Source organism: Streptomyces sp. AHU1, assembly GCF_045343905.1.
Lineage (GTDB): Bacteria > Actinomycetota > Actinomycetes > Streptomycetales > Streptomycetaceae > Streptomyces > Streptomyces triticiradicis.
In genome coordinates this window covers 4,106,251-4,130,660 of record NZ_CP174283.1, presented here as the reverse complement: position 1 = coordinate 4,130,660, position 24,410 = coordinate 4,106,251, and the positions used below count along the sequence as shown (strand labels likewise).

The window sequence follows — 24,410 nt, the reverse complement described above, 5'->3', positions numbered from 1 at the left end:
TGAGACAACCCCCTACGCGGGAACGCGGCGGTCGACCCACCTCCACAGGAACTCCAGGACGGCCGCCGCCACCACCGAGATCAGCACCGCGATCCACGGCATCGTCGTGCCGACCAGCTTCAGCGCGAAGAAGTGCTGCAGCCTCGGCACCACGAGCACGAGCAGGAACGCCGCGCCCATCGAGGCGACGAGGCAGATCCGCCACCAGGTGTAGGGCCGGGCGATGATCGCGAGCACCCACATCGAGACCAGGAACAGCGTCAGCGTCGCCGCGCTCGTCTCCGCCTCCAGCGAGCCCTCCCCCGTGTAGTAGTGGCGCGCGATCAGGTACATCACGAAGGTCGCCGCTCCCGCCACGACCCCGCCCGGGATCGAGTACCGCATCACCCGCCGCACGAAGTGGGGCTGGGCGCGCTCCTTGTTCGGGGCGAGGGCGAGGAAGAACGCCGGGACGCCGATCGTCAGCGTGGACAGCAGGGTCAGGTGGCGTGGCAGGAAGGGGTACTCGACCTGCCAGCACACCACCAGCACGGCCAGCAGCACCGAGTAGACCGTCTTCACCAGGAAGAGCGTCGCGACCCGGGTGATGTTCCCGATGACCCGGCGGCCCTCCCCGACCACCGAGGGGAGGGTCGAGAAGCTGTTGTTCAGCAGCACGATCTGGGCCACGGCGCGGGTCGCCTCGGACCCCGAGCCCATGCTCACCCCGATGTCGGCGTCCTTCAGGGCCAGGACGTCGTTCACGCCGTCGCCGGTCATCGCCACCGTGTGCCCGCGGGACTGCAGGGCGCCGACCATGTCCCGCTTCTGCTGCGGGGTGACCCGCCCGAAGACCGTGCCCTTCTCCAGGGACTTGGCCATCTCCTCGCGCTCGTCCGGCAGCCGGCGCGCGTCCACGGCCTCGCCGGTGAGCCCCAGCTTTCCGGCGACCGCGCCCACCGAGACCGCGTTGTCGCCGGAGATGACCTTGGCCCTGACGTCCTGCTCGGCGAAGTAGCGCAGGGTGTCGGCCGCGTCCGGGCGCAGCCGCTGCTCCAGCACGACCAGCGCGGCGGGCCGCGCGTCCTCCGCGACGCCGGGCTCGTCGAGGTCCTTGGTGGTCCTCGCGAGCAGCAGCACCCTCAGCCCCGCCTCGTTGAGCAGCTCGGTCTCGGTGAGCGCCGCGTCCCCGGTGGGCAGCAGCACGTCGGGAGCGCCGAGCAGCCAGGTGCTCGACTCGCCGTCGCCCTCGCTGAAGCCGGCGCCGCTGTACTTGCGGGCGGAGGAAAAGGGCAGGGACTGGGTGCAGCGCCACTCCTCGCTGTCCGGGTAGGCGGCGATGATCGCCTGGAGGGAGGCGTTCGGCCGGGGATCGGACTCGCCGAGCGCGCCGAGGACCTTGCGCAGGTACGTCTCGTCGGCGCCGTTCAGCGGCCGCAGCTCGGTGACGTCCATGCCGCCCTCGGTGAGGGTGCCGGTCTTGTCGAGGCAGACGGTGTCGATGCGGGCGAGGCCCTCGATGGCGGGGAGTTCCTGGACGAGGCACTGTTTCCGGCCGAGGCGGATGACACCGATCGCGAAGGCGACCGAGGTGAGCAGGACCAGGCCCTCGGGGACCATCGGCACGATCCCGCCGACGGTCCGCGCGACGGAGTCCTTGAAGCCGTGCTGCTTGACGACGAGCTGGCTGATGATCAGGCCGATGGCGGTCGGGATCATCATCCACGTCACGTACTTGAGGATCGTGGAGATGCCGCTGCGCAGTTCGGAGTGGACCAGCGTGAACCGGGACGCCTCCTCCGCCAGCTGCGCCGCGTACGCCCCACGGCCCACCTTCGTCGCCGTGAAGGCGCCGCTGCCGGCGACCACGAAGCTGCCCGACATCACCGTGTCGCCCGCGTGTTTGACCACGGGGTCGGCCTCACCGGTGAGCAGCGACTCGTCGATCTCCAGCCCGTCGGCCTCCGCGCAGGTGCCGTCGACGGCGACCTTGTCGCCCGGCCCGATCTCGATGAGGTCCCCGAGCACGATCTGCGACGACCTCACCTCGGCGGCCACTCCGTCCCTGCGGACGGTCGGTCTCACCTCGCCGATCACCGCGAGCGAGTCCAGCGTCTTCTTGGCCCGCCACTCCTGGATGATGCCGATCCCGGTGTTGGCGATGATCACGTAGCCGAACAGGCTGTCCTGGAACGGCGCCACGAACAGCATGATCAGCCAGAGGACACCGATGATCGCGTTGAACCGGGTGAACACGTTCGCCCGGACGATCTCGCCCATGGAACGGCTGCTGCGGACGGGTACGTCGTTCACCTCGCCGCGCGCGACCCGCTCGGCCACCTCGGCGGCCGACAGCCCCTCGGCCCGCCGGGAGGCGGGTATGGGCACGGGGTGAGCGGGATCGAGTCCGGCGCCCGCGTCGGTGTGGGTCATGCCTTCGACGGTACGTGCGGATATGCGGCTTCACCCGCCGAGTGGGCCGAAGTTCCGACTTGGGGAGGAGCGGTGGCGGCGGGCCGTGCTGCCGTGGGTGGAGAAGGACCCCTACTCCGTCACGGGGTCGGCGGAGGGACCGGCCGCCAGGGCGCGCTTGATCGCCGCGTCGCGCTTGCGGACGTACCAGATGCCGATCAGTCCGAGGCCCGCGCCGGCCAGGCAGGTCCCCAGCCACCACAGGTGTCCGTGGTCGTCGAACCAGCCGTAGAACGGCAGCTGCACCAGGAAGAGGACGAACCAGAGGATCGTGCCGCCCGTGATGGTGGCGACCACGGGGCCCTCCAGGGGCTCCGGCGCCTCGTGCTTGGGGGTCCACTTCGCCATGTGCACAGCTTACGAGTGCCGGCGACCGGTTGTGTTCGGGCCCGCTCTCTCCATGCGCCGCAAGGGTCTACGCGCGGAGATAGCGATTTCACACTCATATGTTCATACTGAAACTGTCTGAGTCTGGCCAGTTGTATTCGTATGAAACACCAACAGTGTCCTGGGGGAACCTGCTGGTGAACGACCACTGACCAGGCTCGATCACGTCCCGTCCCCCTGCACGTTTGAGGACCCGCATGTCCACCTCGGCCGCCACCAAGGCCCCCGCCCCGCAGGAGCCGGAGTCCCGGCCCGCGCAGAGCACCCTCGACCGCTACTTCAAGATCTCCGAGCGGGGCTCCAGCCTCTCGCGCGAGATCCGCGGCGGTTTCGCCACCTTCTTCGCGATGGCGTACATCATCGTGCTGAACCCGATCATCCTGGGCAGCGCGAAGGACATGTACGGGCACCACCTCGACAACGGGCAGCTCGTCACCGCGACCGCCGTGACCGCGGCCTTCACCACGCTCCTCATGGGCGTCATCGGCAACGTGCCGATCGCGCTGGCGGCGGGCCTCGGCGTGAACACGGTCGTCGCCCTCCAGCTCGCCCCCCGGATGTCCTGGCCGGACGCCATGGGCATGGTGGTCCTCGCGGGCTTCGTCGTGATGATCCTGGTCGCCACCGGTCTGCGCGAGCGCGTCATGAACGCGGTGCCGCTCGGCCTGCGCAAGGGCATCGCGATCGGCATCGGCCTGTTCATCATGCTGATCGGCCTGGTCGACTCCGGCTTCGTCACGCGCATCCCGGACGTCGCCCAGACGACCGTCCCGCTCCAGCTCGGCACCGACGGCCACCTGCACGGCTGGCCCGTCCTGGTCTTCGTCCTCGGCACGCTGCTGACCCTCGCGCTGATCGTGCGCAAGGTGCCGGGCGCCATCCTCATCTCGATCGTCACCATGACGGTCGCCGCGGTGATCATCAACGCCGTCACCACCGTCCCGTCCTGGGGCCTGACCACCCCGAAGTGGCCCGGCAACCCGGTCGCCAGCCCCGACTTCGGGCTCATCGGCCAGTTCAGCCTCTTCGGCGGCTTCGGCAAGGTCGGCGTGCTGACCGGCATCCTCTTCGTCTTCACCGTGCTGCTGTCGTGCTTCTTCGACGCGATGGGCACGATCATGGGCATCAGCGACGAGGCCAAGCTGACGGACGCCGAGGGCAACATGCCCGGCATCAACAAGGTCCTCTTCGTCGACGGCATCGCCGTCGCCGCGGGCGGCGCCTCCTCCTCGTCGGCCACCACCTGCTTCGTGGAGTCCACGGCCGGTGTCGGCGAGGGTGCCCGTACGGGCTTCGCGAACGTGGTCACCGGCGCGCTCTTCGCCGTCGCCCTCTTCCTGACCCCCGTCGCCACGATGGTCCCGTCCCAGGCGGCCACCCCCGCGCTGATCGCGGTCGGCTTCCTGATCATGTCCCACTCGGTCAAGGAGATCGACTGGGCGGACTACACGATCGCCATCCCGGCCTTCGTGACGATGATGATGATGCCGTTCACCTACTCGATCACCAACGGCATCGGGATGGGCTTCATCACCTTCGTCGTGCTGCGCCTGGCGGCGGGCCGCGGCCGTGACGTCCCGGTCGCCATGTACGTGGTGGCGGCGGTGTTCACCTTCTACTACCTCATGCCGGCCCTCGGCCTGACCTGAGCGGCGTCGGCCGTGCGGGGGGTCGCCCGGCCCCCCGGCGTCGCACGCGGGGTCACGTGACCCCGTAGAACTTCTCCGTCTCCTCGACGGCGGTCTGGAACCGCTCGTCGAAGTCGTCGCGAATGAGCGTCCGGACCACATAGTCCTGGACGCTCATTCCGCGTTTCGCGGCATGTTGTCGGAGCCGGTCGAGCAGCTCCCCGTCGATGCGCAGGCTGAGCACGCTGGTCGCCATGCAGTCGAGGGTCGCCGCTTCCCGACCGGATTCGGGTCATTTCCCGGAGCAGTCTCACTCGTATGAGTGATCGCCGCGTCCAATGGCGCGCGTTATGGGTACCCCATTGTTCTTTAGCGAGAGTAATGAGTTACGCTAAAGAACATGCCTGACCTCACCCATGGCGACGACGAGGCCGCCGTGAACGCCTTGCGCTCCGCAGTGATGCGGTTGTCGCGTCGACTCAAGCACCAGCGGGTCGACGAGTCGCTGAGCCCCACCGAGATGTCGGTGCTCGGCACCCTCTTCCGTTGCGGCAGCGCCACGCCCGGCGAACTCGCACGCAAGGAACACGTGCAGCCGCCGTCGATGACCCGCATCGTCGCGCTGCTGGAGGCCAAGGGGCTCGTCAGGCTGGAGCCGCACCCCGAGGACCGGCGCCAGAAGGTGGTGACGCAGACCGACAAGGCGGAGGCCATGCTCGAAGAGAGCCGCCGCAGGCGGAACGCGTTCCTGGCCGGACTGGTCGAGGCCCTCGACGAGGACGAATGGGCCAAGCTCCGCGAAGCCGCTCCGGTCCTGGAGAAGCTCGCGCACATCTGACCGACGGCGGCCCTCGTGCGCTCCCCGGTCCCGTCCCGGATCACTGATCCGGGCCCGGACCGCCGGTCCCGTGCCGGGTCACCGGTCACGACCCGGACCTCCGGTCCCGGCCGGGGTCACCGGTCCCGGTCCGGACCACGGTCCCGGAGCGCGGAGGGTCCGCCCCACCCCGCAAGCGCCGACGCCCCCCATGACGCCGACGTCCACGACTGCCCTGGAGGCGAGCCCTTTTGAGTACGGGACCCGGAGCACACTCCGCCCCCGGACCAGCCACCCACGACTCCACAGCCGCCCACGACTCCCCCCGCCCCTCCTCGATGTTCAGCTCGCTGAGGATCCGGAACTACCGCCTGTTCTTCCTGGGCCAGGTCGTCTCCAACATCGGCACCTGGATGCAGCGCATCGCCCAGGACTGGCTGGTGCTGAGCCTGACCGGCTCCTCCGCCGCGGTCGGTGTCACCACCGCGCTCCAGTTCCTGCCGATGCTGCTCTTCGGCCTGTACGGCGGTGTCCTCGTCGACCGTCTCCCCAAGCGCCCCACGCTGCTGGTGACCCAGACGGCGATGGCCCTCACCGGCCTCGCGCTCGCCTTCCTCACCCTCTCCGGCCACGTCCAGGTCTGGCACGTCTACCTCGCCGCCTTCGCCGTCGGCATGGCCACCGTCGTCGACAACCCGGCGCGCCAGTCCTTCGTCTCCGAGATGGTCGGCCCCGGCCAGCTGCAGAACGCGGTCAGCCTGAACTCGGCCAACTTCCAGTCCGCGCGTCTGGTCGGTCCCGCCGTCGCGGGCCTGCTGATCACCGGCGTGGGGACCGGCTGGGCCTTCCTGCTCAACGGCCTGTCGTTCGTGGCCCCGCTGGCGGGACTGCTGCTGATGCGCTCCCGCGAACTGCACGTCGTCGAGCGCGCGCCGCGCGCCAAGGGCCAGCTCCGCGAAGGCCTCCAGTACGTCGCCGGCCGGCCCGAGCTGATCTGGCCGATCGTCCTCGTCGGCTTCATCGGCACCTTCGGCTTCAACTTCCCCGTCTGGCTGTCGGCGTACGCGGACGACGTCTTCCACTCGGGCGCCGGTGCCTACAGCCTCTTCAACACGCTGATGGCGCTGGGATCGCTGACCGGCGCGCTGCTCGCCGCCCGGCGCGGCACGGCCCGGCTGCGCGTGCTGATCGCGGCCGCGCTGGCCTTCGGGGCGCTGGAGGTGGTGGCCGCCACGGCTCCCTCGCTCTGGCTGTTCTCGCTCCTGATGGTCCCGATCGGCGTCTTCGGGCTGACGGTGAACGTCACCGCGAACACCTCGGTCCAGATGGCCACCGACCCGGCCATGCGGGGCCGGGTCATGGCGCTGTTCATGATGGTCTTCGTGGGCGGCTCGCCGCTCGGCGCGCCGCTGATCGGCTGGGTCACCGACGTCTACGGTCCCCGGGTGGGCTTCGCGCTCGGCGGACTGGTCTCGATGGCGGCGGCGACGGCGATCGGTCTGGTCCTGGCCCGCGTCGGCGGCCTGCGGGTCTCCCTGGGATGGCACCACGGCCGCCCCAGGATCCGCTTCGTCCCGCGCACGCGGAACGAGGAGCGGCTGGCCACCGCGGTGTGACCGGGCGCCCCGGAGGCGGCCGCCCCGCTCACGCGGCCGACCGCCTCCGCCGCCTCCCACCCCGCTGCCGCCTCCGCCGCTTCCCGGGCTCCGGTCTCCCGGCCCGCTGCCGCCTCCGCCGCTTCCCGGCCCTCGGTCTCCCATCCCGCTGCCGTCTCCGCCACTTCCCTGGCTCCGGTCTCTGGTCCGCTGCCGTCTCCCGGCCCGCTCACCCGGCCCTCGGTCTCCCGGCCTGCTGCCGTCTCCCGCCCTGCTCACGCGGCCGATCGCCTCCGCCGCCTCCCATGACCCTCCGCTGCCTCCGGCAGGCCGTCCTCGCCGTGTCTCCGGTCTCTCCTGGCCTTCTCACGACGCGCCCCTCCGGCGGTTTCCCACGGCCCCGGGGCCGGTCGGCCGCCTCCCGCGTTCCCCGGGCCTCCTCCCGCGTTTTCCGGTGGTTCTCCGTGGGGCTGAGGCCGGACGGCTCGTCGGGCCTCCGGTGGCGCGCGCGTCCCTCGGGGGTCTCGCGTGTGCCCGAGGCCGGGTGGTGCCGACCCCGCGTCCCCGGAGGCGGCCGGCGCGGTCCGCGGCCCCGGACACTCCCGTGTGCCGACGGCCGTTCCCTGGAAGGCTGGCCCCATGAGACTCTTCGCGGCGGTACTGCCCCCTGCCGATGCGGTGCGTGAACTGGCCTCGGAAGTGGACGCGTTGCAGCGGATGCCGGGTGCGGACGCGTTGCGCTGGACGGGCCGCCCCGGCTGGCACTTCACCCTCGCGTTCTACGGGGAGGTGGCCGACGACGTCGTCCCGGACCTCACGGAACGGCTGCTGCGGGCCGCCCGTCGCACCGGCCCGTTCCCGCTGTCCCTGCGCGGCGGCGGGCACTTCGGCGGCCGTGCCCTGTGGGTGGGCGCGACGGGGGACGTCCCGGCCATGCGGCTGCTGGCGGACCGGGCGGACGCGGCGGGCCGCAAGGCGGGCGTCGAGATGGAGGAGCACCGGCGTTACCGGCCGCATCTGACGGTGGCCCGCAGCCGTGGCTCCGCGGACTTCAAGCCGTACGCCGCCGCCCTGGACGCGTTCGCCGGGACACCCTGGACCGTGGGTGAGCTGTGTCTCGTCCGCAGCAACCTGCCGACCGCGGGAGTGCCCCGTGAGCAGCCCCGATACGAAACGGTGGCGAGCTGGCCGCTGGGGGCGGGCGACGGGAGCGGTCACGCGGGCGGTTAACCTCGATGGCGTGGATCCCAAGACCCGAAACCGCGTCATGGCCGGTGTGCTCGTGCTGATGTTCTTCGTCGTCGCCGTGGCGGCGGCGGTCAGGTAGCGACCGCCACCGCCGGACGGCCCGTCACCAGGCGAACGCCTCGGGGGACGGCCCCGGGCCCGGGAAGATCTCGTCGAGCCCCTCCAGGACCTCCTGGGACAGCTCCAGCTCCACCGCGCGCAGCGCCGATCCGAGCTGCTCCGCGGTGCGCGGGCCCACGATGGGGCCGGTGACGCCGGGACGGGTCAGCAGCCAGGCCAGCGCGGCCTCTCCGGGCTCCAGGCCGTGCTTCTCCAGCAGGTCCTCGTAGGCCTGGATCTGGGTGCGCACGGCCGTGTTGGCGAGGGCGTCGGCGGACCGGCCGCTCGCCCGGCGGCCGCCCTCGACCTCCTTCTTGATCACACCGCCCAGCAGGCCGCCGTGCAGCGGCGACCAGGGGATGACCCCGAGCCCGTACTCCTCGGCGGCCGGGATGACCTCCATCTCGGCGCGGCGCTCGGCGAGGTTGTAGAGGCACTGCTCGCTGACCAGGCCGATGGTGCCGCCGCGGCGGGCGGCGATCTCGTTGGCCTGGGCGATCTTGTAGCCGGGGAAGTTGCTGGACCCCACGTAGAGGATCTTGCCCTGCCGCACCAGGACGTCGATCGCCTGCCAGATCTCCTCGAAGGGGGTGGACCGGTCGACGTGGTGGAACTGGTAGACGTCGATGTAGTCGGTCTGCAGCCGCTTCAGGCTCGCCTCGACCGCGCGCCGGATGTTCAGGGCGGAGAGCTTGTCCTGGTTGGGCCACGGGTCGCCCTCGGTGCCCATGTTCCCGTACACCTTGGTCGCGAGGACCGTCCGGTCGCGGCGGTCGCCGCCCTTCGCGAACCAGTTCCCGATGATCGATTCCGTGCGGCCCTTGTTCTCGCCCCACCCGTAGACGTTGGCCGTGTCGAAGTAGTTGATTCCGGCGTCCAGCGCCGCGTCCATGATCGCGTGGCTGTCGGCCTCGTCCGTCTGCGGTCCGAAGTTCATCGTGCCGAGGACGAGCCGGCTGACCTTGAGCCCCGTGCGTCCGAGCTGTGTGTACTTCATGGTTCACCAGCCAACGGCGTGGAGTGCGCTCTAGGCAAGAGCAGGGTGGGTGGCGCCCGGGGAGGCCCTAGTCGCGCGGGAACTCGTCGGTCTTCAGGGTGAGCTCCAGCGGGGTGGTGGTCATGTCGACGTCGGTGCCGAACTCCACGATCGTCTCGGTGGTGTAGTCGCCGTCCTTGGGCTGGGTGAAGAGGTGGCACTTGCCCTGGTACGGGTCGACGATCAGGTAGACGGCCACCTCGGCGGTGGCGTAGGCGGTCCGCTTCGGACCGTAGTCGTTCGTCGCCGTGCCCTTGGAGATGACCTCCGCGGCGAACTCGACGTCCTCATGGCGCCATTGACCGCCCGCCGTCTTCTCGGCACCTTCAGCGATCACCGTCAGGTCCGTGGCGAAGCCGTTGAGCCGTCCCGGGTAGTCGATCCGGACGTCGGACTTCACCCGCTGCCGGGGATACCTGGTGCGCAACTGGTCGTAGAGGGCGGCGATGATTTCCCAGTGGGCGTCCCGCTGTGGCGACGTGGAGATGGTCCCCTCGACGATCTCGACCTTGTATCCCTCGGGGACGGGCATCTTCTCGAGTCGCTCGAACAGGCTGTCGAGCGTGATCGGGTTGTCGCTCTCGGCCATCGCGATCCTGTCTTCAAGGACGGTCATCGTGGCGTTCCTCCCCGGCCGCTCCTTCGGTGAGAGCCGCCGAGCGGTACAACGATACGCACGGTCACCCGGTCACGGGTTCAGTCCTCGTACGCCTCTCCAAGCCCCCACCCCTGGTGCATCGCGTCCGCGAAGGCCGCGGCGATCCTGTGTTCGCCGGAGGGGCCCGGGTGGGTGCCGTCGTAGGTGTCGCGGTCGAGGTCGTACGGCGACGGGGGTGAGGCCAGCAGCAGGGGGGAGCCGGGGTCGTCCAGGTCGGCGGCCGTCTTCGCGAGGAGTTCGTTGAACAGGGTGACCTGGGCCGCGAAGGGGGCGTCCGTCAGGGCGCGGATGTTGGGGACGACCGGCAGCAGGACCATGTGGACGCGCGGGTTCGCCGCGCGGGCGGCCGTGACGAAGGCCCGTACGTTCTCGACGGTCTGCTCGGCGTTCGTGTAGAAGCCGAGGTCGATCAGGCCCAGGGAGACGAGCAGCACGTCCGCCCGGTGCGTCCGTACCGCCTCTTCGATCAGCGGGGCCATGTGCAGCCAGCCCTCGCCCCAGCCGGCCAGGTGGGCGCGGGGGAACTCCGGGTCCGCGTACTCGTACGAGGCGGGGGAGTCCGTCGCCTTGTCGTAGAGCGCCTCGCGCGGGCCGACGATCTTGAACGGGCCCCCGTACGTCGCGCACAGGTGCTGCCACATCCGGTACCGCCACGTGTGTTCGCCCGCGCTACCGATCGTCATGGAGTCGCCGACGGGCATGAACCTGAGCATCCGATCATCATGGACGATCGGCCCGGGTGCCACGGTCCCGGGCGGTGTGAGGCTGGACACGCGGACGCCCGGTCCGGCGCGGTGCGCCGGGCGGGCCTGAGCGAGGGCCGGGCGGTGCGGTCCCGGCGGACGGCGGCGGCGTGAACGGGCCGACGGGATGGCAGGCTTGGGGACATGCGCCGATCGCCCTCGTCCGTGTCCGGAGCCCTTGCCGGAGCGGCCCTCGTCCTCGCCCTGGCACCGCCCGCCCTCGCCGACGGAGGGGACGGGGGGTTCACCGTCAAGGATCCCCGGATCAAGGAGTCCAGCGGTCTCGCCGCCTCGCGCATCCACCCGGGCGTCTACTGGACCCACAACGACAGCGACGACGGGCCCTACCTCTACGCGGTCGACAGCAGGACCGGCCGGACCGTCGCCAGGGTCACCATGAGCGGGGTCGGCGCGCCCCGGGACGTCGAGGCGATCTCCCTCGGCCCCGACGGCGACCTCTACGTCGGTGACATCGGCGACAACCTCGGCGGCACGTGGGACCACGTGTGGATCTACAAGCTGCCCGAGCCGAAGGTGCTGAAGGACCAGACGGTCCGCGCCACCCAGTACGTGGTGAAGTACGCGGACGGTCCCCGCAACGCGGAGGCGCTGATGGTGCACCCCAAGACGGGGCGCGTCTACATAATCGACAAGGACGAGGACGGCGGCCACCTCTACGAGGGACCCGCCGAGCTCTCGGCCACGGCCACGAACGTCTTCAAGCCCGTCGCCGCCGTCGACCTGTGGGTCACGGACGGCGCCTTCTCGCCCGACGGCCGGCAGCTCGCCGTGCGCGGCTACTTCGGCGGCATCGCGTACACGTGGAACGGCGGCCGGATCAAGCGCCTGGAGCGCCTGAACGTGCCGCTCCAGGGCCAGGGCGAGTCGATCACCTACACCCCCGACGGATCGAAGCTCATGTACGGCAGCGAGGGCGCGGACAGCCCCGTGGAGCCGGAGGACGCGCCGGGCGCCTCGGGGTCCGGCTCCGACTCGTCCTCCAAGGGCGCCGGTTCGGCCGCCGGGGGCGGGGACGGGGACGGCGGCATGAGCGGTCCGGCGAAGGTCGGCGCGGTCGCGGTCGCGGCCCTCTTCGCCGTGGTCCTCGGTTTCAGGCGCCTGCGCCGCCGCCGCTGACCCGCGGCCACGGCCCGTACACACGCCGAGGGGCGTCCCGCACGCTCGCGTGCCGGACGCCCCTCGGTCGTGGGAACGGCTGGGGCTACAGCTTCTCGATGACGTAGTCGATGCAGTGCGTCAGCGCCTCGACGTCCGCCGGGTCGATCGCCGGGAACATGGCGACGCGCAGCTGGTTGCGGCCGAGCTTGCGGTACGGCTCGGTGTCCACGACGCCGTTGGCGCGCAGGACCTTGGCGACGGCGGCGGCGTCGATCTCGTCGGCGAAGTCGATCGTGCCGATGACCTGCGAGCGCTTGGCCGCGTCCGTCACGAACGGGGTGGCGTACTTGCTGTCCTCGGCCCAGCGGTACAGGCGGGTCGAGGAGTCCTTCGTCCGGGCCGCGGACCAGGCGAGGCCGCCCTGGCCGTTGATCCACTCCAGCTGCTCGTTGAGCAGGAAGATCGTGGCCAGCGCCGGGGTGTTGTACGTCTGGTTCTTGCGGGAGTTGTCGATCGCCGTGGGCAGCGAGAAGAACTCCGGGACGTGCCGGCCCGAGGCGTGGATCCGCTCGGCGCGCTCGATCGCGGCCGGGGAGAACACGCCGATCCACAGACCGCCGTCGGAGGCGAAGGACTTCTGCGGGGCGAAGTAGTAGACGTCGGTCTCGGCGATGTCGACGGGCAGGCCGCCGGCGCCGGAGGTGGCGTCCACCAGGACGAGGGCGCCCTCGTCGGCGCCCGCGACCCGCTTGATCGGGGCGGCGACACCGGTCGAGGTCTCGTTGTGGGTGAAGGCGTAGACGTCGACGCCCGCCTCGGCGACCGGCTCGGGGTGCGTGCCGGGGTCGGAGGAGACCACGCTCGGCTCGGCGAGCCACGGCGCGAGCTTCGCCGCCTTCGCGAACTTGGAGGAGAACTCGCCGAACGTGAGGTGCTGCGACTTGTTCTCGATCAGGCCGTGCGTCGCGACGTCCCAGAACGCGGTGGAGCCGCCGTTGCCGAGGACGACCTCGTATCCGTCGGGCAGGGAGAACAGTTCACGCACGCCCTCGCGCACCTTGCCGACCAGGTTCTTGACCGGGGCCTGGCGGTGGGACGTGCCGAGCAGGGAGGTGCCGGTCGCGGCCAGCGCGTCCAGTGCCTCCGTCCGCACCTTGGAGGGGCCGGCGCCGAATCGTCCGTCGGCGGGCTTGAGGTCAGCGGGGATCTGGATATCAGCCACGTCATGAGCCTATCCGTTCCGGGAAACCTCGGTGAAACGTCGTCCGTCGGCTGAGACGGGGCGTGTTGACGGCGGCCACCGGATCACGCGGTCCGGTTCACCCGGTGGTGAGCCTGACCGGCAGCTCGAACAGGTCGTTCTGCGTGACCACCGGCTTGTTGCGCAGTTCCGACACCGGGACGGCCAGGTCCAGGGCCGGGAAGCGCTCGTACAGGGCGGGCAGGGCGACGCCCGCCTCCAGCCGGGACAGGGCCGCGCCGGGGCAGACGTGGGGTCCGTGGCCGAAGGAGATGTGCCGGTTCTTGACGGTGCGGGTGATGTCGAACTCGCCCGCGGTGGGCCCGTGGGCGTTCTCGTCGCGGCCGATCGCTCCGTACGACACGATGAGCGCGTCGCCCGCCGGGATCACCTTGTCGCCGACCGGGACGTCCTCCGTGGCGAAGCGGATGAGGACGTGGGAGGTCGGGGTCGAGTGGCGCAGGGTCTCCTCGACGACCGCCGACCACTCCGCCTCGCCGGACAGCACGAGGGCGCGCTGCTCGGGGTGGGCGGAGAGGTTGACGACCGCGTTGACGATGAGGGAGATCGTCGTCTCGTGGCCCGCCGCGACCATCAGCTGGAGCGTGGAGACGATCTCGGCGTCGGTGAGGTGGTCGCCGTCCTCGGAGGCCAGGATCAGCGCGCTGGTCAGGTCGTCGCCCGGTTCGGCGCGCTTGGCCGCCACCGTCTCGGCCATGATCCCGGCCAGTTCGGTGAGGGTGGCGATGACCTCCGCGGGCGGGGTCTGCGTCGAGAAGAACTTCTCGAAGAGCTCCTTGAGGCGCGGCAGCCGGGACTCCTCGATGCCCATGAGGTCGGCGATGACGTACATGGGCAGCGGGTAGGCGAAGTCGGCCTTCAGGTCGACGACGTCCCCGGTGAGGTTGTCGAGCAGACTCTCCGTCAGCTTCGAGATCCGCTCCCGCATCTGCTCGACCCGGCGCGGGGTCAGCGCCTGCGCCACCAGGGTGCGCATCCGCCGGTGGTCCGCGCCGTCCACGGTGAGCATGGAGCGGCCGGGGTTGGCGAGTCCGATCAGCGGCCAGTCGGGGGCGATCTCGCCGCGCTGCCAGGCGCCCCAGACGTTGATGTCCTTCACCAGGCGGGGATCGGTGAGCAGGGCGCGCGCCTCGGCGTGGTGGGTGACCGCCCACACCGGGACCCCGCCGGGCAGTTCGACGGCGGCGAGCGGCCCCGCGGCACGCAGCGCGGCGCTCTCGCCGTCCAGGTCGGTGACGAAGGGGTCCAGGGCTATGCGGGTCTCTTCGGTACCGGTGGTCATGCGGGGGTGCCTCCAAGGGCTGGGTGGGGTGACGCGTCTTCCCCGGGGCATGGGGACAGCCCCGGGACCCGGCCGGGCGGGTGCGCCGGCCGGGTGGCAACGGGTGTCTCAGAGGACGGGAACGGGCGTGAACCGCACGGGCAGTTCGTTCAGTCCCCGCAGCCACGGGGAGGGGCGCCGGGTCAGCGACTCGGCGGGGACCGCCAGGTCGATGTCCGGCAGCCGGTCCAGCACGACCTCGATCCCGGTCCGCGCGATGACCTCGGCGACCTCCTGGGCCGGGAACGGGCAGCGGTGCTCCCCGTGGCCGAAGGAGAAGTGGGCGTTGTTGCCGCCGGTGAGCGCGGAACCGTCGGTGCGGACCTGGGGGTCGGAGTTGGCGCCCTGCAGGCCGAGCAGCAGCAGGTCGCCGGCGCGGATGCGGCGGCCGCCGAGCTGGGTGTTGCGGGAGGCCCAGCGCCCGGCCACGTTCTGGGTGGGGGTGTCCTCCCACAGGACCTCGTTCATGGCCTCGGCGACACTGTGCCGGCCGCCGAACAGGGAGGCCGCGAACCGCTCGTCGGTGAGCATCAGGCGCAGGGAGTTGCCGATCCAGTCGGCGGTCGGCTGGTGGCCGGCGGCCATCATGACCATGAGGTCCTGGACGATCTCCATGTCGTCGAAGCCCGCGGTGTTCGCGAGCATCCGCGAGACGACGTCGTCGGCCGGCGCCTCCTTGCGGTCGGCGATCAGCCGAGCCATGGAAGCGGCGAGGTGCTGCTGTCCGGCCAGCGCGCCCTCGCGCCCGTTGATCATGTCGTTCAGGGCGGTGACCAGGCCCGGACCCTGCTCGTCCGCGAAGCCGTAGAGCGTCGCGAGGACCCGTACGGGCAGCAGGGCCGCGTAGTCGCCGATGAGGTCCGTCTCGCCCTTGGGGCAGATCGCGTCGATCAGCTCGTCGGCGAACTTCTCGGCCTGGGAGCGCAGTTCGAAGGGGTCGACGGCTTCGAGGGCGTCGCTGATCATCGCGGCGCGCTCGCGGTGGCGCTCGCCGACGGTGTACAGGATGGAGGGCTGCTTGCGGCCGATCATCGGCAGCAGCGGCCAGTCGTCGGGGATGCGGTCCCACTGGCTCCACAGGTCCGAGTCCCGGCTGAACAGCTGGGGGTCGCCGGTGACCTGGTGCAGCTCGCGGTAGCCGAGCACGAGCCAGGCCGGGACGTCGCCGTCGAGGACGACCGGCACGACGCTGCCGTGGTCGCGCCGCATCTCCCGGTACAGCTCGGCGGGTTCGGTCTGGAACCGCGGCCCGCCGAGGGGGACGGGCGCGGGTGCGGGGGCGGGGGTCACAGCGCGGGCTCCGGTGAGTGAAGGGCGCCTTCCGCGGCCGTGGCGCCGTGACGGGCGTAGTGGGACTGGAGGTGCTCCACCAGCGTGATCAGCACCTGCTTGCTGGACTCCCGGGAGCGGGCGTCGCAGTCGAGCAGGGGGACGTGCGGGTCGAGGTCGAGGGCCTCGCGGATCTGCGCGGGGGTGTGCGGGGGCCCGCCGAAGTCGTTGCAGGCCACGATGAAGGGCGTGCCGTGGTGCTCCAGCCGGTCGATGGCGTACCAGGACTCGTCGATGCGGCGGGTGTCGACCAGGACGATCGCCCCGAGCGTCCCGGAGAACAGCCGGTCCCACAGGAACCAGAACCGCTCCTGCCCGGGCGCGCCGAACAGGTACAGGATGTTGTGCGTGTCCAGCGTGATGCGTCCGAAGTCGAAGGCGACGGTGGTCGCGGACTTGCCGCGGACCTCGCTGATGTCGTCGACGGCCTCGCCGGCCTGCGTCATCGTCTCCTCGGTGTTGAGGGGACGTATCTCGCTGACCGAGCGGACCATGGTCGTCTTGCCGACACCGAAGCCGCCCACGATCACGATCTTGAGGCCGTTGTCGGCCGACGCGGACAGGGGCGCACGAGCGTCAGAGGTTACGGAGTCCAACGAGCACCTGCTCCAGGATGTCGGGATCGGGAAGACCGGAAGGAACAGTGGTGTGCGGGTGACGGGCGCTGACGCGGCCCGTGGAGAGCAGGTCGGAGAGCAGGACGCGGGTGATCGACACCGGCAGGTTCAGTTCCGCCGCGATCTCCACGACCGCCGTCGGCCGCTCGCACATCCGCAGGATCGCGGCGTGCTCGGACTGCATGCCCACCACCGGGTCGCACTCGGCGACCACCAGTGTCACGAGGTCGAAGGGGGTGTCGGACCCGGACCGGGTGCGCCCTCCGGTGAGGGTGTACAGCCGGTCGGGCGCGTCGTCCCTGCCAGGACGGCTCATGACGACCGGGGCGGCGCGGTCAGGTGCTCGCCGAGTTGTTCCACCAGTTCGCTCATGTTGTGTCCCACCAGTCCGGCGTCGGCGTCCTCGCCGGTGACGACGGCGAGGTGCGCGCCGTCACCGGCCTCCACGATGAACAGCACCCCTCCGTAGAACTCGGCCATCGCCGAGCGCACGCCCCCGCTGCCGTCGCCGAACTCCACGGAGGCCCCGTGGGACAGCGACTGGATGCCGGCGGCGATGGCGGCGAGCTGGTCGGCCTGGTCGACCGACAGCTCCGGAGTGCGGCACAGCTTCAGTCCGTCGCGGGAGAGCACGAGCGCGTGCCGTGCGCCCGGGGTGCGCTCGAGGAGGCCCTCGATGAGCCAGGTGAGCTTCTCGTCGGCGGTGAGGGTGCCGGTCATGGGGTGGTGTCGCCTTCCGGGAGCGCGTGCGCGGTGGGAGTGGGGGTGGTGGAACCGGTGGACGCGGGTGCGTGGTCCTCGGGCCGTACGGGTGCCCCGGCCTCCGGCGGCTCCTCGCCCGCCACGGGTCCGGGGGCGTCCGGCGCCGTGCCGCGCACCGCCTGGCGGAAGGTGCCGAAGCGGGCGGCCGGCCGGGTCTTGGGGTCGTCGCCGGTGCGGGGCTCCGGGGGAGCGGCGTGCGAGCGGCTGCGCTCGGCGTGGGCGAGGGTGCGTCCGCGGCGCCGCTTGGGGAGGCCGCCGGTGGACGCGGGGCCCTGCTCGTGCCGGGGCGAGTCGTGGGTCGGGACGGGGTCCGGGTCGAGGTCGCCGGCCGCGCGGGCGGCGGCGTACGAGGCGGTGGCCCCGGCGGATTCCCGCGGTGCCCCGGACTCCCGCGGACGCCGGGCCTCCGGCGGTTCCCCGCCGTTCCGGGACCCCGGCGCGGACGTGCGGCCGCCGACGGCGGCCGGGGCCGCCACGACGGGCTCGGGACCGGCCGGCGGCCGGTCCGCGGCGTGGGGAGGGTTCGGCTGGGTGAGGATGTCCTGCGGGATCAGGACCAGGACGCCGGTGCCGCCGCGCGCGGAGGGCCGGAAGGACACCTTCAGGCCGTACTTGCGGGCCAGCCGGCCGACCACCGCGAGGCCGAGACGGGTGCCGGTGAGGCCGCCGAGGTCGGACGCGTTCACGAGGTCCCCGGAGACGGCGCGCTCGGCGCGCCGCAACTGCACGTCCCCCATCACCAGGCCGCTGTCCTCGACGGAGACGATGACGCCCGCCGGGACCTCCTCGACGTACACGTGCACTTCGGCGGTCGGCGGCGAGAAGGTGGCCGCGTTGTCGAGGAGTTCGGCGAGCGCGTGCATGACGCCCTCGGCGGCGTGACCGGCGACGGCCACCTCGCTGGCGGAGTGGACGCGCACCCGCTGGTAGCCGCCGATGCGGCCCATGGCGCCGCGCAGGATCGACTCCATGACGATCGGGCGGGCCCAGCGCCGTCCCGAGCGCGCGCCCGTCAGGACGGCGACGGAGTCGGCGAGGCGGCCCGCCTGCGCGGTGCGGTGGTCGAGGTGGAGGAGGTCGGCGAGGACGTCCTCGTCGGAGTGCTTCTCCTCCATGGCCCGCAGGTCGGCGAGCATGCCGGTGGACAGCGCCTGCATGCGGGCGGCCGCGTTGGCGGTCGCCGCGACCGCGGCGGTCCGGTTGCTGTCGGCCCGCCGGGCGCGCTCGGAGAGGTCGGCGTTGCGCTCGGTGAGCCGGGCGCGGTCGCCGATGAGCAGCTCGCGCTCCTCGGCGAACTCCGCGGTGAGGCGGGCCTGTTCGCGGGCGGCCGTCTCCGTCAGGCGGACCCGCTCCTGGGCCGCGGCCTCGGCGGCGCGGGCGCGTTCGCGGGCGGCCTCGTCGGTGATCCGGGTCCGCTCCTTGTCGAACTCCTCGGCCATCCGGGCGCGTTCCTGCAGGAGCCGGCCGACGTCCTTGGTCACGCCGTCGAGACGCCGGAGGGCGAGTCGCCTGCCCTGTACGGCGTGGGCGGCCACCGCGACGGCGGCGCACAGCAGTAACGCGGCGGCGCCGGTGCCCCAGGCGAGGGGCACGCGGGCCGGCTCCGGGGCCAGCAGGACGGCGGCCACCACCGCGGCGGCGGCCGGGACGGCTGCGGTCAGCGCGGCTTTCGCCGTGGTGCGCGGGGCGGGTCGTTCGCCGGAGGGCAGGGGCGGGGTCATCAATCGGTCCTCGGTCGTGTTCTGGGGGGAGAACGTGTCCTCGGTCGTGTCCTCGGTCGGTCCTGGGCGAGAAGCGACACATGATGCTCAACTCGTCGTCACTATATGAGAGTTCGTGATCCGATTGGGAAGCTTCGGGAAGCGGTTTCATGATCGCCCCGGCATATCGGGGCCTTTCGGCGCACGTCCGAAGGGCCGTCACCGGTGCCCGGCGGCATCCTGGAGGCATGACGGATCTGGGTGGAGGACCGGAGGGAAGGCCCGAAGGACGGCGGGGGACGGGGGCGGCCGGCCGGCTGCGGGCCGAGCTGGCGGGGGCCGTGCGCGGTGAGGTCTCCTTCGGCGCGACGGCACGGGCGCTGACCACCATGGACGCCTCCAACTACCGGCGCGTACCGCTCGGTGTGGTGGCCCCGCGGGACGCCGACGACGTGGCCGCGGCCCTCGCCGTGTGCCGTGCCCACGGGGTTCCGGTCGTGGCGCGCGGCGGCGGCACCTCGATCGCCGGACAGGCCACGGGCACCGGCGTCGTCCTCGACTTCACCCGGCACATGAACCGGATCCTCGCGCTGGACCCGGAGACCCGGACGGCCGTCGTCCAGCCCGGTGCCGTCCTCGACCGCCTCCAGGAGGCCGCCGCCCCGCACGGTCTGCGCTTCGGCCCCGACCCCTCCACCCACGGCCGCTGCACCCTCGGCGGGATGATCGGCAACAACTCCTGCGGCTCCCACTCGGTCGCCTGGGGCACCACGGCGGACAACGTGCGGGAACTCACGGTCGTCGGCGCGGCCGGGGACGCCCGCCGCCTCGGCCGCGACTGGCGGGGCGCCCCGGACGGCCTGCGGGCCCTGGTGGAAAGCGAGTTGGCGCTCCTGCGGACCGGCTTCCCCGAACTCCCGCGGCGGATCTCCGGATACGCCCTCGACGCGCTCCTGCCCGAACGGGGCGCGGACACGGCCCGCGCGTTCTGCGGCTCCGAGGGCACCTGGGGCCTGCTCACCGAGGCGGTCGTGAGCCTGGTCGAGGCGCCCCGGGCGCGGGCGCTGGCCGTCCTCGCCTATCCCGACGAGAGCGCCGCCGCGGACGCCGCGGCCGGCCTGCTCGGACACGGGCCGCTGACCGTGGAGGGCATGGCCGCCGATCTCGTGCCCGCCGACGCGGGGCTGCCGCGCGGCGGGGCCTGGCTGTTCGTGGAGACGGGCGGCGGGTCCCCGGCCGAGGCACGCGCGCACGCGGACACGATCGTGCGGGCGGCGGACGTACGGGACGCCCTGGTGGTCACCGATCCGGCGGGGCAGCGGGCGCTGTGGCGGCTGCGCGAGGACGCCGCCGGTACCGCGACCCGGATGCCGTACGCCGGTGACGGCTCCCCGCCCGGCACCGGCCGCGGGCTCGGCGCCGAGGCCTGGCCCGGCTGGGAGGACTGCGCGGTGCCGCCCGCCCGGCTCGGCGCGTACCTGCGGGACTTCCGGGCCCTGCTCGCGGACCACGGGCTGCGCGGCACCCCGTACGGGCACTTCGGCGACGGCTGCATCCACGTCCGGATCGATTTCGACCTGGTCTCCGCGGCGGGCGTGGCCCGCTTCCGGCGCTTCTCGGAGGAGGTGGCCCGCCTCGTCGTCTCCCACGGCGGTTCGCTGTCCGGCGAGCACGGGGACGGACAGGCGCGCGCGGAACTGCTGCCGGCCATGTACGGCGCCGAGATGGTCCGCCTCTTCGAGCGGGCGAAGGACCTCTGGGACCCGGACGGCCTGCTCAACCCCGGCATGCTCGTGCGCCCGCACCGGCTGGATCAGAACCTGCGCTTCGCGGTGCTGCCGAAGCGCCCGGTGGACGTGGAGTTCGGCTATCCGGCGGACGGCGGCGACTTCTCGGCGGCGGTGCGCCGCTGCGTGGGCGTCGCCAAGTGCCGTACGGCGTCGGCGCCGGGCGGAGCCGAGGTCATGTGCCCCTCCTTCCGGGCGACCGGGGAGGAGGCCCACTCCACGCGCGGGCGGGCCAGGCTGCTGCACGAGATGCTCGCCGGCGAGATCGTCACCGACGGGTGGCGCTCGACGGAGGTCCGGGACGCGCTGGACCTGTGCCTGTCCTGCAAGGGATGCAGGTCCGACTGCCCGGTCGGCGTCGACATGGCCACGTACAAGGCGGAGTTCCTGCACCACCACTACGCCGGACGCCGCCGTCCCGCCGCCCACTACGCCCTGGGACGGCTCCCCTTCTGGCTCGCCGCGGTGGCCCGCACCCGCTCGGCGCGGCTCGTCAACTCCCTCGCCTCCCTGCGCCCCCTGGCCGCCGCCGCCAAGCGCCTGGCCGGTGTCGCGCCCGGACGGGAGATCCCGCGGCTGGCGCCGGAGACGTTCGGCCGGTGGTGGTCGGCCCGGCTCCGGGAACGGGCGTACGCGCGCGAGCGGGGCGCGGACGGACCGTTCCCGGGCTCCGGCGGGAAGACGGTCCTGCTGTGGCCGGACACCTTCACCGAGCACCTGGAACCCTCCGTGGGACGCGCGGCCGTACGGGTCCTGGAGGCCGCCGGACTGACCGTGCTGCTGCCGCCGGAGACACCGTGGAGGCACGGGCCCGTCGGCGACGGGGTCACCAGGAGCCCCCTGCGCCTCGGCCCGCTGCTCCCGCGCCGCCGCCGGCGCGTCTGCTGCGGACTGACGTACGTCTCGACCGGTCAGCTCGACCGCGCCCGCGCCGTCCTGCGCCGCACCCTCGACCTCCTGGAGCCCTGCTTCGCCGTGGACGGCCTCCCGGTCGTCGTGCTGGAGCCGAGCTGCGCCGCGGCCCTGCGCACGGACCTGCCCGAGCTGCTGCCCGGCGACCCGCGCGCGGCGCGGCTCGCGGCGGCGGTGACGACCTTCGCGGAGGCACTGGAACAGCACGCTCCGGGCTGGACGCCGCCCCGAGTGGACCGCCCGGCCACCGGTCAGACGCACTGTCACCAGCACGCGGTCCTCGGCGACGGGGCCGAACGCCGGCTGCGCGAGGCGGCGGGCCTGACCGGCACCCTGGCCGGCGGCTGCTGCGGCCTCGCGGGCAACTTCGGCTTCGAGCGGGGACACGAGGAGGTGTCGCGGGCCTGCGCGGAGGAACAGCTGCTCCCGGCGGTACGGGCGGCCGGCGAGGGCGCGGTGGTCCTCGCCGACGGCTACTCCTGCCGCACCCAGCTGGCCCAGCTGTCCGGCCGCCGGGGCCGCCACCTGGCGGAGGTGCTGGCCGAGGCGCTGGACGACGTCCCGCGGGACGGCCGGTTCCCGGCAACTCCGTAAGTACGCTGGGACTTCACCGGCCGAAGGACCCAGAGGAGCCCCGCGCATGTCCCTCCGCCTGCAGGCGATCACCCGTGACGAACACCTGGCCTTCGTCCGCTCGCGGCCCTCGGCCAGCCACATGCAGGTGCCGTCCTGGGGGGACGTGAAGCCGGACTGGCGCGCGGAGAGCCTCGGCTGGTTCGACGCGGACGGCCGTCTCCAAGGGGCTGGTCTCGTACTGCTGCGCCCGCTGCCGAAGGTCAAGCGGTACCTCGCGTACCTGCCCGAGGGCCCCGTCATCGACTGGCACGACCCGGACCTCGCCGAACGCTGGCTCCGGCCGATGGTCGCGCACCTGAAGTCGCGCGGCGCGTTCACCGTGAAGATGGGCCCGCCCGTGGTCGCGCGCCGCTGGAGCGCGGACGCGGTCAAGACGGCCATCGCCGATCCGGCGGCGCGGCGCCTCGGCGAGGTGACGGCGACCTCGTACGAGCCGGGTGCCGACAAGATCGCCGACCGGCTGCGGGGCATGGGCTGGCGGCGGACCGAGGCGGGCGGCGAGGACGGCTTCGCGGCGGGACAGCCGCGCTACGTCTTCCAGGTCCCCTTCGCCGGACGGTCCCTGGAGGAGATCCACAAGGGGCTCAACCAGCAGTGGCGGCGCAACATCAAGAAGGCCGACAAGGCCGGCGTCGAGGTGGTCCGGGGCGGCTACGACGACCTGCCCGTCTTCCACGGGCTCTACGCGGAGACGGCGGAGCGCGACCGGTTCATTCCGCGTCCGCTGTCCTACTTCCAGCGGATGTGGACCGCGCTGACGGCCGAGGACCCGGACCGCATGCGGCTGTACCTCGCCCGGCACGAGGGCGAGGTCCTCGCCGCGGCCACCATGCTGACCGTCGGCACCCACGTCTGGTACTCCTACGGCGCCTCCACCGGCCGCAAGCGCGAGGTCCAGCCCAACAACGCCGTCCAGTGGCGGATGATGACCGACGCCCACGCGCTGGGCGCCGCCGTCTACGACTTCCGCGGCATCACCGACACCCTCGACGAGGACGACCACCTCGTCGGCCTCCTGCGCTTCAAGGCGGGCGCGGGCGGCGAGGCCGCCGAGTACCTGGGGGAGTGGGACTTCCCCGTCAACCGGCTGCTGCACAAGGCGCTCCAGGTCTACATGGCCCGTCGCTGAGGCGGGACGACCCCGCCCGGGTCTCAGCATCCAGGACAGTTGCGTAAGCGGTTCACACTCCTGGCGAAGTCTCTTACCCTGGACTCGGCAGTACATTGTGATGCACACCCGACCGAGCCAGCCTCCAGGACCGCCCGTGAGCACCCCCAGCGCCACCACCTCGTCGTCCTCGCCCGCCTCCGGGACGGACCGCGTTCCCGTGTCCGCGGGCGGCGCGCCCGGCCGACTCGGTTCCCTCGGGCCCGTCGGGCTGGTGCTGGCCGGGGGGATCTCGGTCCAGTTCGGGGGTGCCCTCGCGGTGACCCTCATGCCGCGGACCGGCGCGCTCGGCGTGGTGACCCTGCGCCTGCTCGCCGCCGCGGTGATCCTGCTCGTGGTCTGCCGTCCCCGGCTGCGCGGCCACTCGCGCGCCGACTGGGGGACGGTCGCCGTCTTCGGCATCGCCATGGGCGCGATGAACGGCCTCTTCTACGAGTCGGTGGCCCGCATCCCCCTCGGTCCCGCCGTCACCCTGGAGGTGCTCGGCCCGCTCGCCCTCTCGGTGCTGGCCTCCCGCCGCGCGGTCAACGCCGTCTGGGCGGCCCTGGCCCTGGCCGGGGTCTTCCTCCTGGGCGGCGGGGGCTTCAGCGACCTGGACCCGGCCGGCGTCGCCTTCGCGCTCGGGGCGGGCGCGATGTGGGCCGCCTACATCGTCTTCAGCGCCCGTACGGGCCGCCGGTTCCCGCAGGCCGACGGACTGGCGCTGGCCATGGCGGTGGCGGCGCTGCTGTTCCTGCCGCTCGGGATCGTCTCGTCCGGCACCCGGCTGCTGGACCCCACCACCGTGGCCCTGGGCTCGGCGGTGGCGGTCCTCTCCTCGGTCCTGCCCTACACCCTCGAACTCCTCGCCCTGCGCCGCCTGCCCGCCTCCACCTTCGCGATCCTCATGAGCCTGGAGCCCGCCATCGCCGCGACAGCGGGCTTCCTCATCCTCCACCAGTCCCTGTCCGCCACCCAGGCGGCCGCGATCGCCCTGGTCATCGGCGCGAGCATGGGCGCGGTGCGGACGCAGGTGGGACGGGGCAGGGCGAAGGGGCCGGACACCGGCCGTACGCCCTGAACCGGCGCCCGGACGCACGGGAACCGGCACCCGGACGCACCGGAAACGGCACCCGGACGCACCGGAAACGGCGCGC

General features: G+C 72.3%; 21 protein-coding genes. 8 read left to right on the top strand and 13 right to left on the bottom strand.

What is annotated here, in order from left to right; all coding sequences use genetic code 11:
• Positions 1–12: 12 nt before the first annotated feature.
• Both ACICHK_RS18405 and ACICHK_RS18400 read right to left on the bottom strand, forming a co-directional pair.
• The gene (locus ACICHK_RS18405; RefSeq protein WP_406837782.1) at positions 13–2,412 is read right to left on the bottom strand and encodes a cation-translocating P-type ATPase; all 2,400 of its coding nucleotides are present in this window, start codon (positions 2,410–2,412) and stop codon (positions 13–15) included.
• Positions 2,413–2,523: 111 nt separating this feature from the next.
• The gene (locus tag ACICHK_RS18400) at positions 2,524–2,799 is read right to left on the bottom strand and encodes a DUF2530 domain-containing protein (RefSeq protein WP_151469399.1); all 276 of its coding nucleotides are present in this window, start codon (positions 2,797–2,799) and stop codon (positions 2,524–2,526) included.
• Between the two features lie 236 nt (positions 2,800–3,035).
• Between ACICHK_RS18400 and ACICHK_RS18395 the strand changes: the two genes are divergently transcribed.
• A complete protein-coding gene (locus ACICHK_RS18395) occupies positions 3,036–4,487 on the top strand; it encodes an NCS2 family permease (protein WP_406837781.1) in 1,452 nt (483 codons plus the stop codon).
• A 52-nt stretch (positions 4,488–4,539) separates the two neighbouring features.
• Here the strand turns inward: ACICHK_RS18395 and ACICHK_RS18390 are convergent, their stop codons facing one another.
• Positions 4,540–4,722 carry a ribbon-helix-helix protein, CopG family gene (locus ACICHK_RS18390; protein WP_151469397.1) on the bottom strand — a complete coding sequence of 61 codons (183 nt, stop codon included), beginning with the start codon at positions 4,720–4,722 and terminating at the stop codon, positions 4,540–4,542.
• Positions 4,723–4,866: 144 nt separating this feature from the next.
• Between ACICHK_RS18390 and ACICHK_RS18385 the strand changes: the two genes are divergently transcribed.
• The 3 genes from ACICHK_RS18385 to thpR all read left to right on the top strand — a co-directional run bounded on the left by ACICHK_RS18385 (position 4,867) and on the right by thpR (position 8,108).
• Positions 4,867–5,304, top strand: coding sequence for a MarR family winged helix-turn-helix transcriptional regulator (locus tag ACICHK_RS18385; protein WP_151469396.1), 438 nt, complete (start codon positions 4,867–4,869; stop codon positions 5,302–5,304).
• Positions 5,305–5,534: 230 nt separating this feature from the next.
• Complete coding sequence (locus tag ACICHK_RS18380; RefSeq protein ID WP_406837780.1) at positions 5,535–6,899, top strand: MFS transporter; 1,365 nt, start codon at positions 5,535–5,537, stop codon at positions 6,897–6,899.
• A 618-nt stretch (positions 6,900–7,517) separates the two neighbouring features.
• Positions 7,518–8,108, top strand: coding sequence for an RNA 2',3'-cyclic phosphodiesterase (thpR, locus tag ACICHK_RS18375; RefSeq protein WP_151469395.1), 591 nt, complete (start codon positions 7,518–7,520; stop codon positions 8,106–8,108).
• A gap of 121 nt (positions 8,109–8,229) precedes the next feature.
• On the opposite strand, the gene ACICHK_RS18370 is transcribed toward thpR, so the two are convergent.
• From ACICHK_RS18370 to ACICHK_RS18360, 3 genes are all read right to left on the bottom strand, one after another.
• Positions 8,230–9,222 carry an aldo/keto reductase gene (locus tag ACICHK_RS18370; protein ID WP_406837779.1) on the bottom strand — a complete coding sequence of 331 codons (993 nt, stop codon included), beginning with the start codon at positions 9,220–9,222 and terminating at the stop codon, positions 8,230–8,232.
• 67 nt (positions 9,223–9,289) lie between these two features.
• The gene (locus ACICHK_RS18365; RefSeq protein WP_406837778.1) at positions 9,290–9,877 is read right to left on the bottom strand and encodes a Uma2 family endonuclease; all 588 of its coding nucleotides are present in this window, start codon (positions 9,875–9,877) and stop codon (positions 9,290–9,292) included.
• Between the two features lie 80 nt (positions 9,878–9,957).
• Positions 9,958–10,632: a GDSL-type esterase/lipase family protein gene (locus ACICHK_RS18360; protein ID WP_406837777.1), complete on the bottom strand. Its 675-nt coding sequence runs from the start codon at positions 10,630–10,632 to the stop codon at positions 9,958–9,960.
• Positions 10,633–10,806: 174 nt separating this feature from the next.
• Between ACICHK_RS18360 and ACICHK_RS18355 the strand changes: the two genes are divergently transcribed.
• Positions 10,807–11,799: a WD40 repeat domain-containing protein gene (locus ACICHK_RS18355; protein WP_406837776.1), complete on the top strand. Its 993-nt coding sequence runs from the start codon at positions 10,807–10,809 to the stop codon at positions 11,797–11,799.
• A gap of 85 nt (positions 11,800–11,884) precedes the next feature.
• Here ACICHK_RS18355 and serC read toward each other — a convergent pair whose 3' ends face one another.
• The 7 genes from serC to ACICHK_RS18320 form a co-directional block, all read right to left on the bottom strand.
• On the bottom strand, positions 11,885–13,003 hold the full coding sequence (gene serC, locus ACICHK_RS18350) for a phosphoserine transaminase (protein ID WP_406837775.1): 1,119 nt from the start codon (positions 13,001–13,003) through the stop codon (positions 11,885–11,887).
• 97 nt (positions 13,004–13,100) lie between these two features.
• On the bottom strand, positions 13,101–14,324 hold the full coding sequence (locus ACICHK_RS18345; protein WP_406837774.1) for a cytochrome P450: 1,224 nt from the start codon (positions 14,322–14,324) through the stop codon (positions 13,101–13,103).
• A gap of 108 nt (positions 14,325–14,432) precedes the next feature.
• Entirely contained in the window at positions 14,433–15,653 is a 1,221-nt protein-coding gene (locus tag ACICHK_RS18340) for a cytochrome P450 (RefSeq protein ID WP_406837773.1), read from the bottom strand.
• A complete protein-coding gene (locus tag ACICHK_RS18335) occupies positions 15,650–16,288 on the bottom strand; it encodes a GTP-binding protein (protein ID WP_406837772.1) in 639 nt (212 codons plus the stop codon). Before ACICHK_RS18335 ends, ACICHK_RS18340 begins: the two co-directional genes overlap by 4 nt.
• Entirely contained in the window at positions 16,269–16,625 is a 357-nt protein-coding gene (locus tag ACICHK_RS18330) for a DUF742 domain-containing protein (RefSeq protein ID WP_406837771.1), read from the bottom strand. The genes ACICHK_RS18335 and ACICHK_RS18330 overlap by 20 nt, the downstream gene beginning before the upstream one ends.
• Positions 16,622–17,029: a roadblock/LC7 domain-containing protein gene (locus ACICHK_RS18325; RefSeq protein WP_151469387.1), complete on the bottom strand. Its 408-nt coding sequence runs from the start codon at positions 17,027–17,029 to the stop codon at positions 16,622–16,624. Before ACICHK_RS18325 ends, ACICHK_RS18330 begins: the two co-directional genes overlap by 4 nt.
• Positions 17,026–18,792 (bottom strand): ATP-binding protein, encoded by a 1,767-nt coding sequence (locus tag ACICHK_RS18320; protein ID WP_406837770.1) that lies wholly within the window; start codon positions 18,790–18,792, stop codon positions 17,026–17,028. Before ACICHK_RS18320 ends, ACICHK_RS18325 begins: the two co-directional genes overlap by 4 nt.
• Positions 18,793–19,019: 227 nt before the next feature.
• On the opposite strand from ACICHK_RS18320, the gene ACICHK_RS18315 reads away from it, so the two are divergent.
• The 3 genes from ACICHK_RS18315 (at position 19,020) to ACICHK_RS18305 (ending at position 24,334) form a co-directional block, all read left to right on the top strand.
• Positions 19,020–22,064, top strand: coding sequence for an FAD-binding and (Fe-S)-binding domain-containing protein (locus ACICHK_RS18315; RefSeq protein WP_406837769.1), 3,045 nt, complete (start codon positions 19,020–19,022; stop codon positions 22,062–22,064).
• 46 nt (positions 22,065–22,110) lie between these two features.
• Positions 22,111–23,235 carry a lipid II:glycine glycyltransferase FemX gene (locus ACICHK_RS18310; protein ID WP_406837768.1) on the top strand — a complete coding sequence of 375 codons (1,125 nt, stop codon included), beginning with the start codon at positions 22,111–22,113 and terminating at the stop codon, positions 23,233–23,235.
• Positions 23,236–23,371: 136 nt separating this feature from the next.
• On the top strand, positions 23,372–24,334 hold the full coding sequence (locus tag ACICHK_RS18305; protein WP_406837767.1) for an EamA family transporter: 963 nt from the start codon (positions 23,372–23,374) through the stop codon (positions 24,332–24,334).
• The last annotated feature ends 76 nt before the right edge of the window (positions 24,335–24,410 follow it).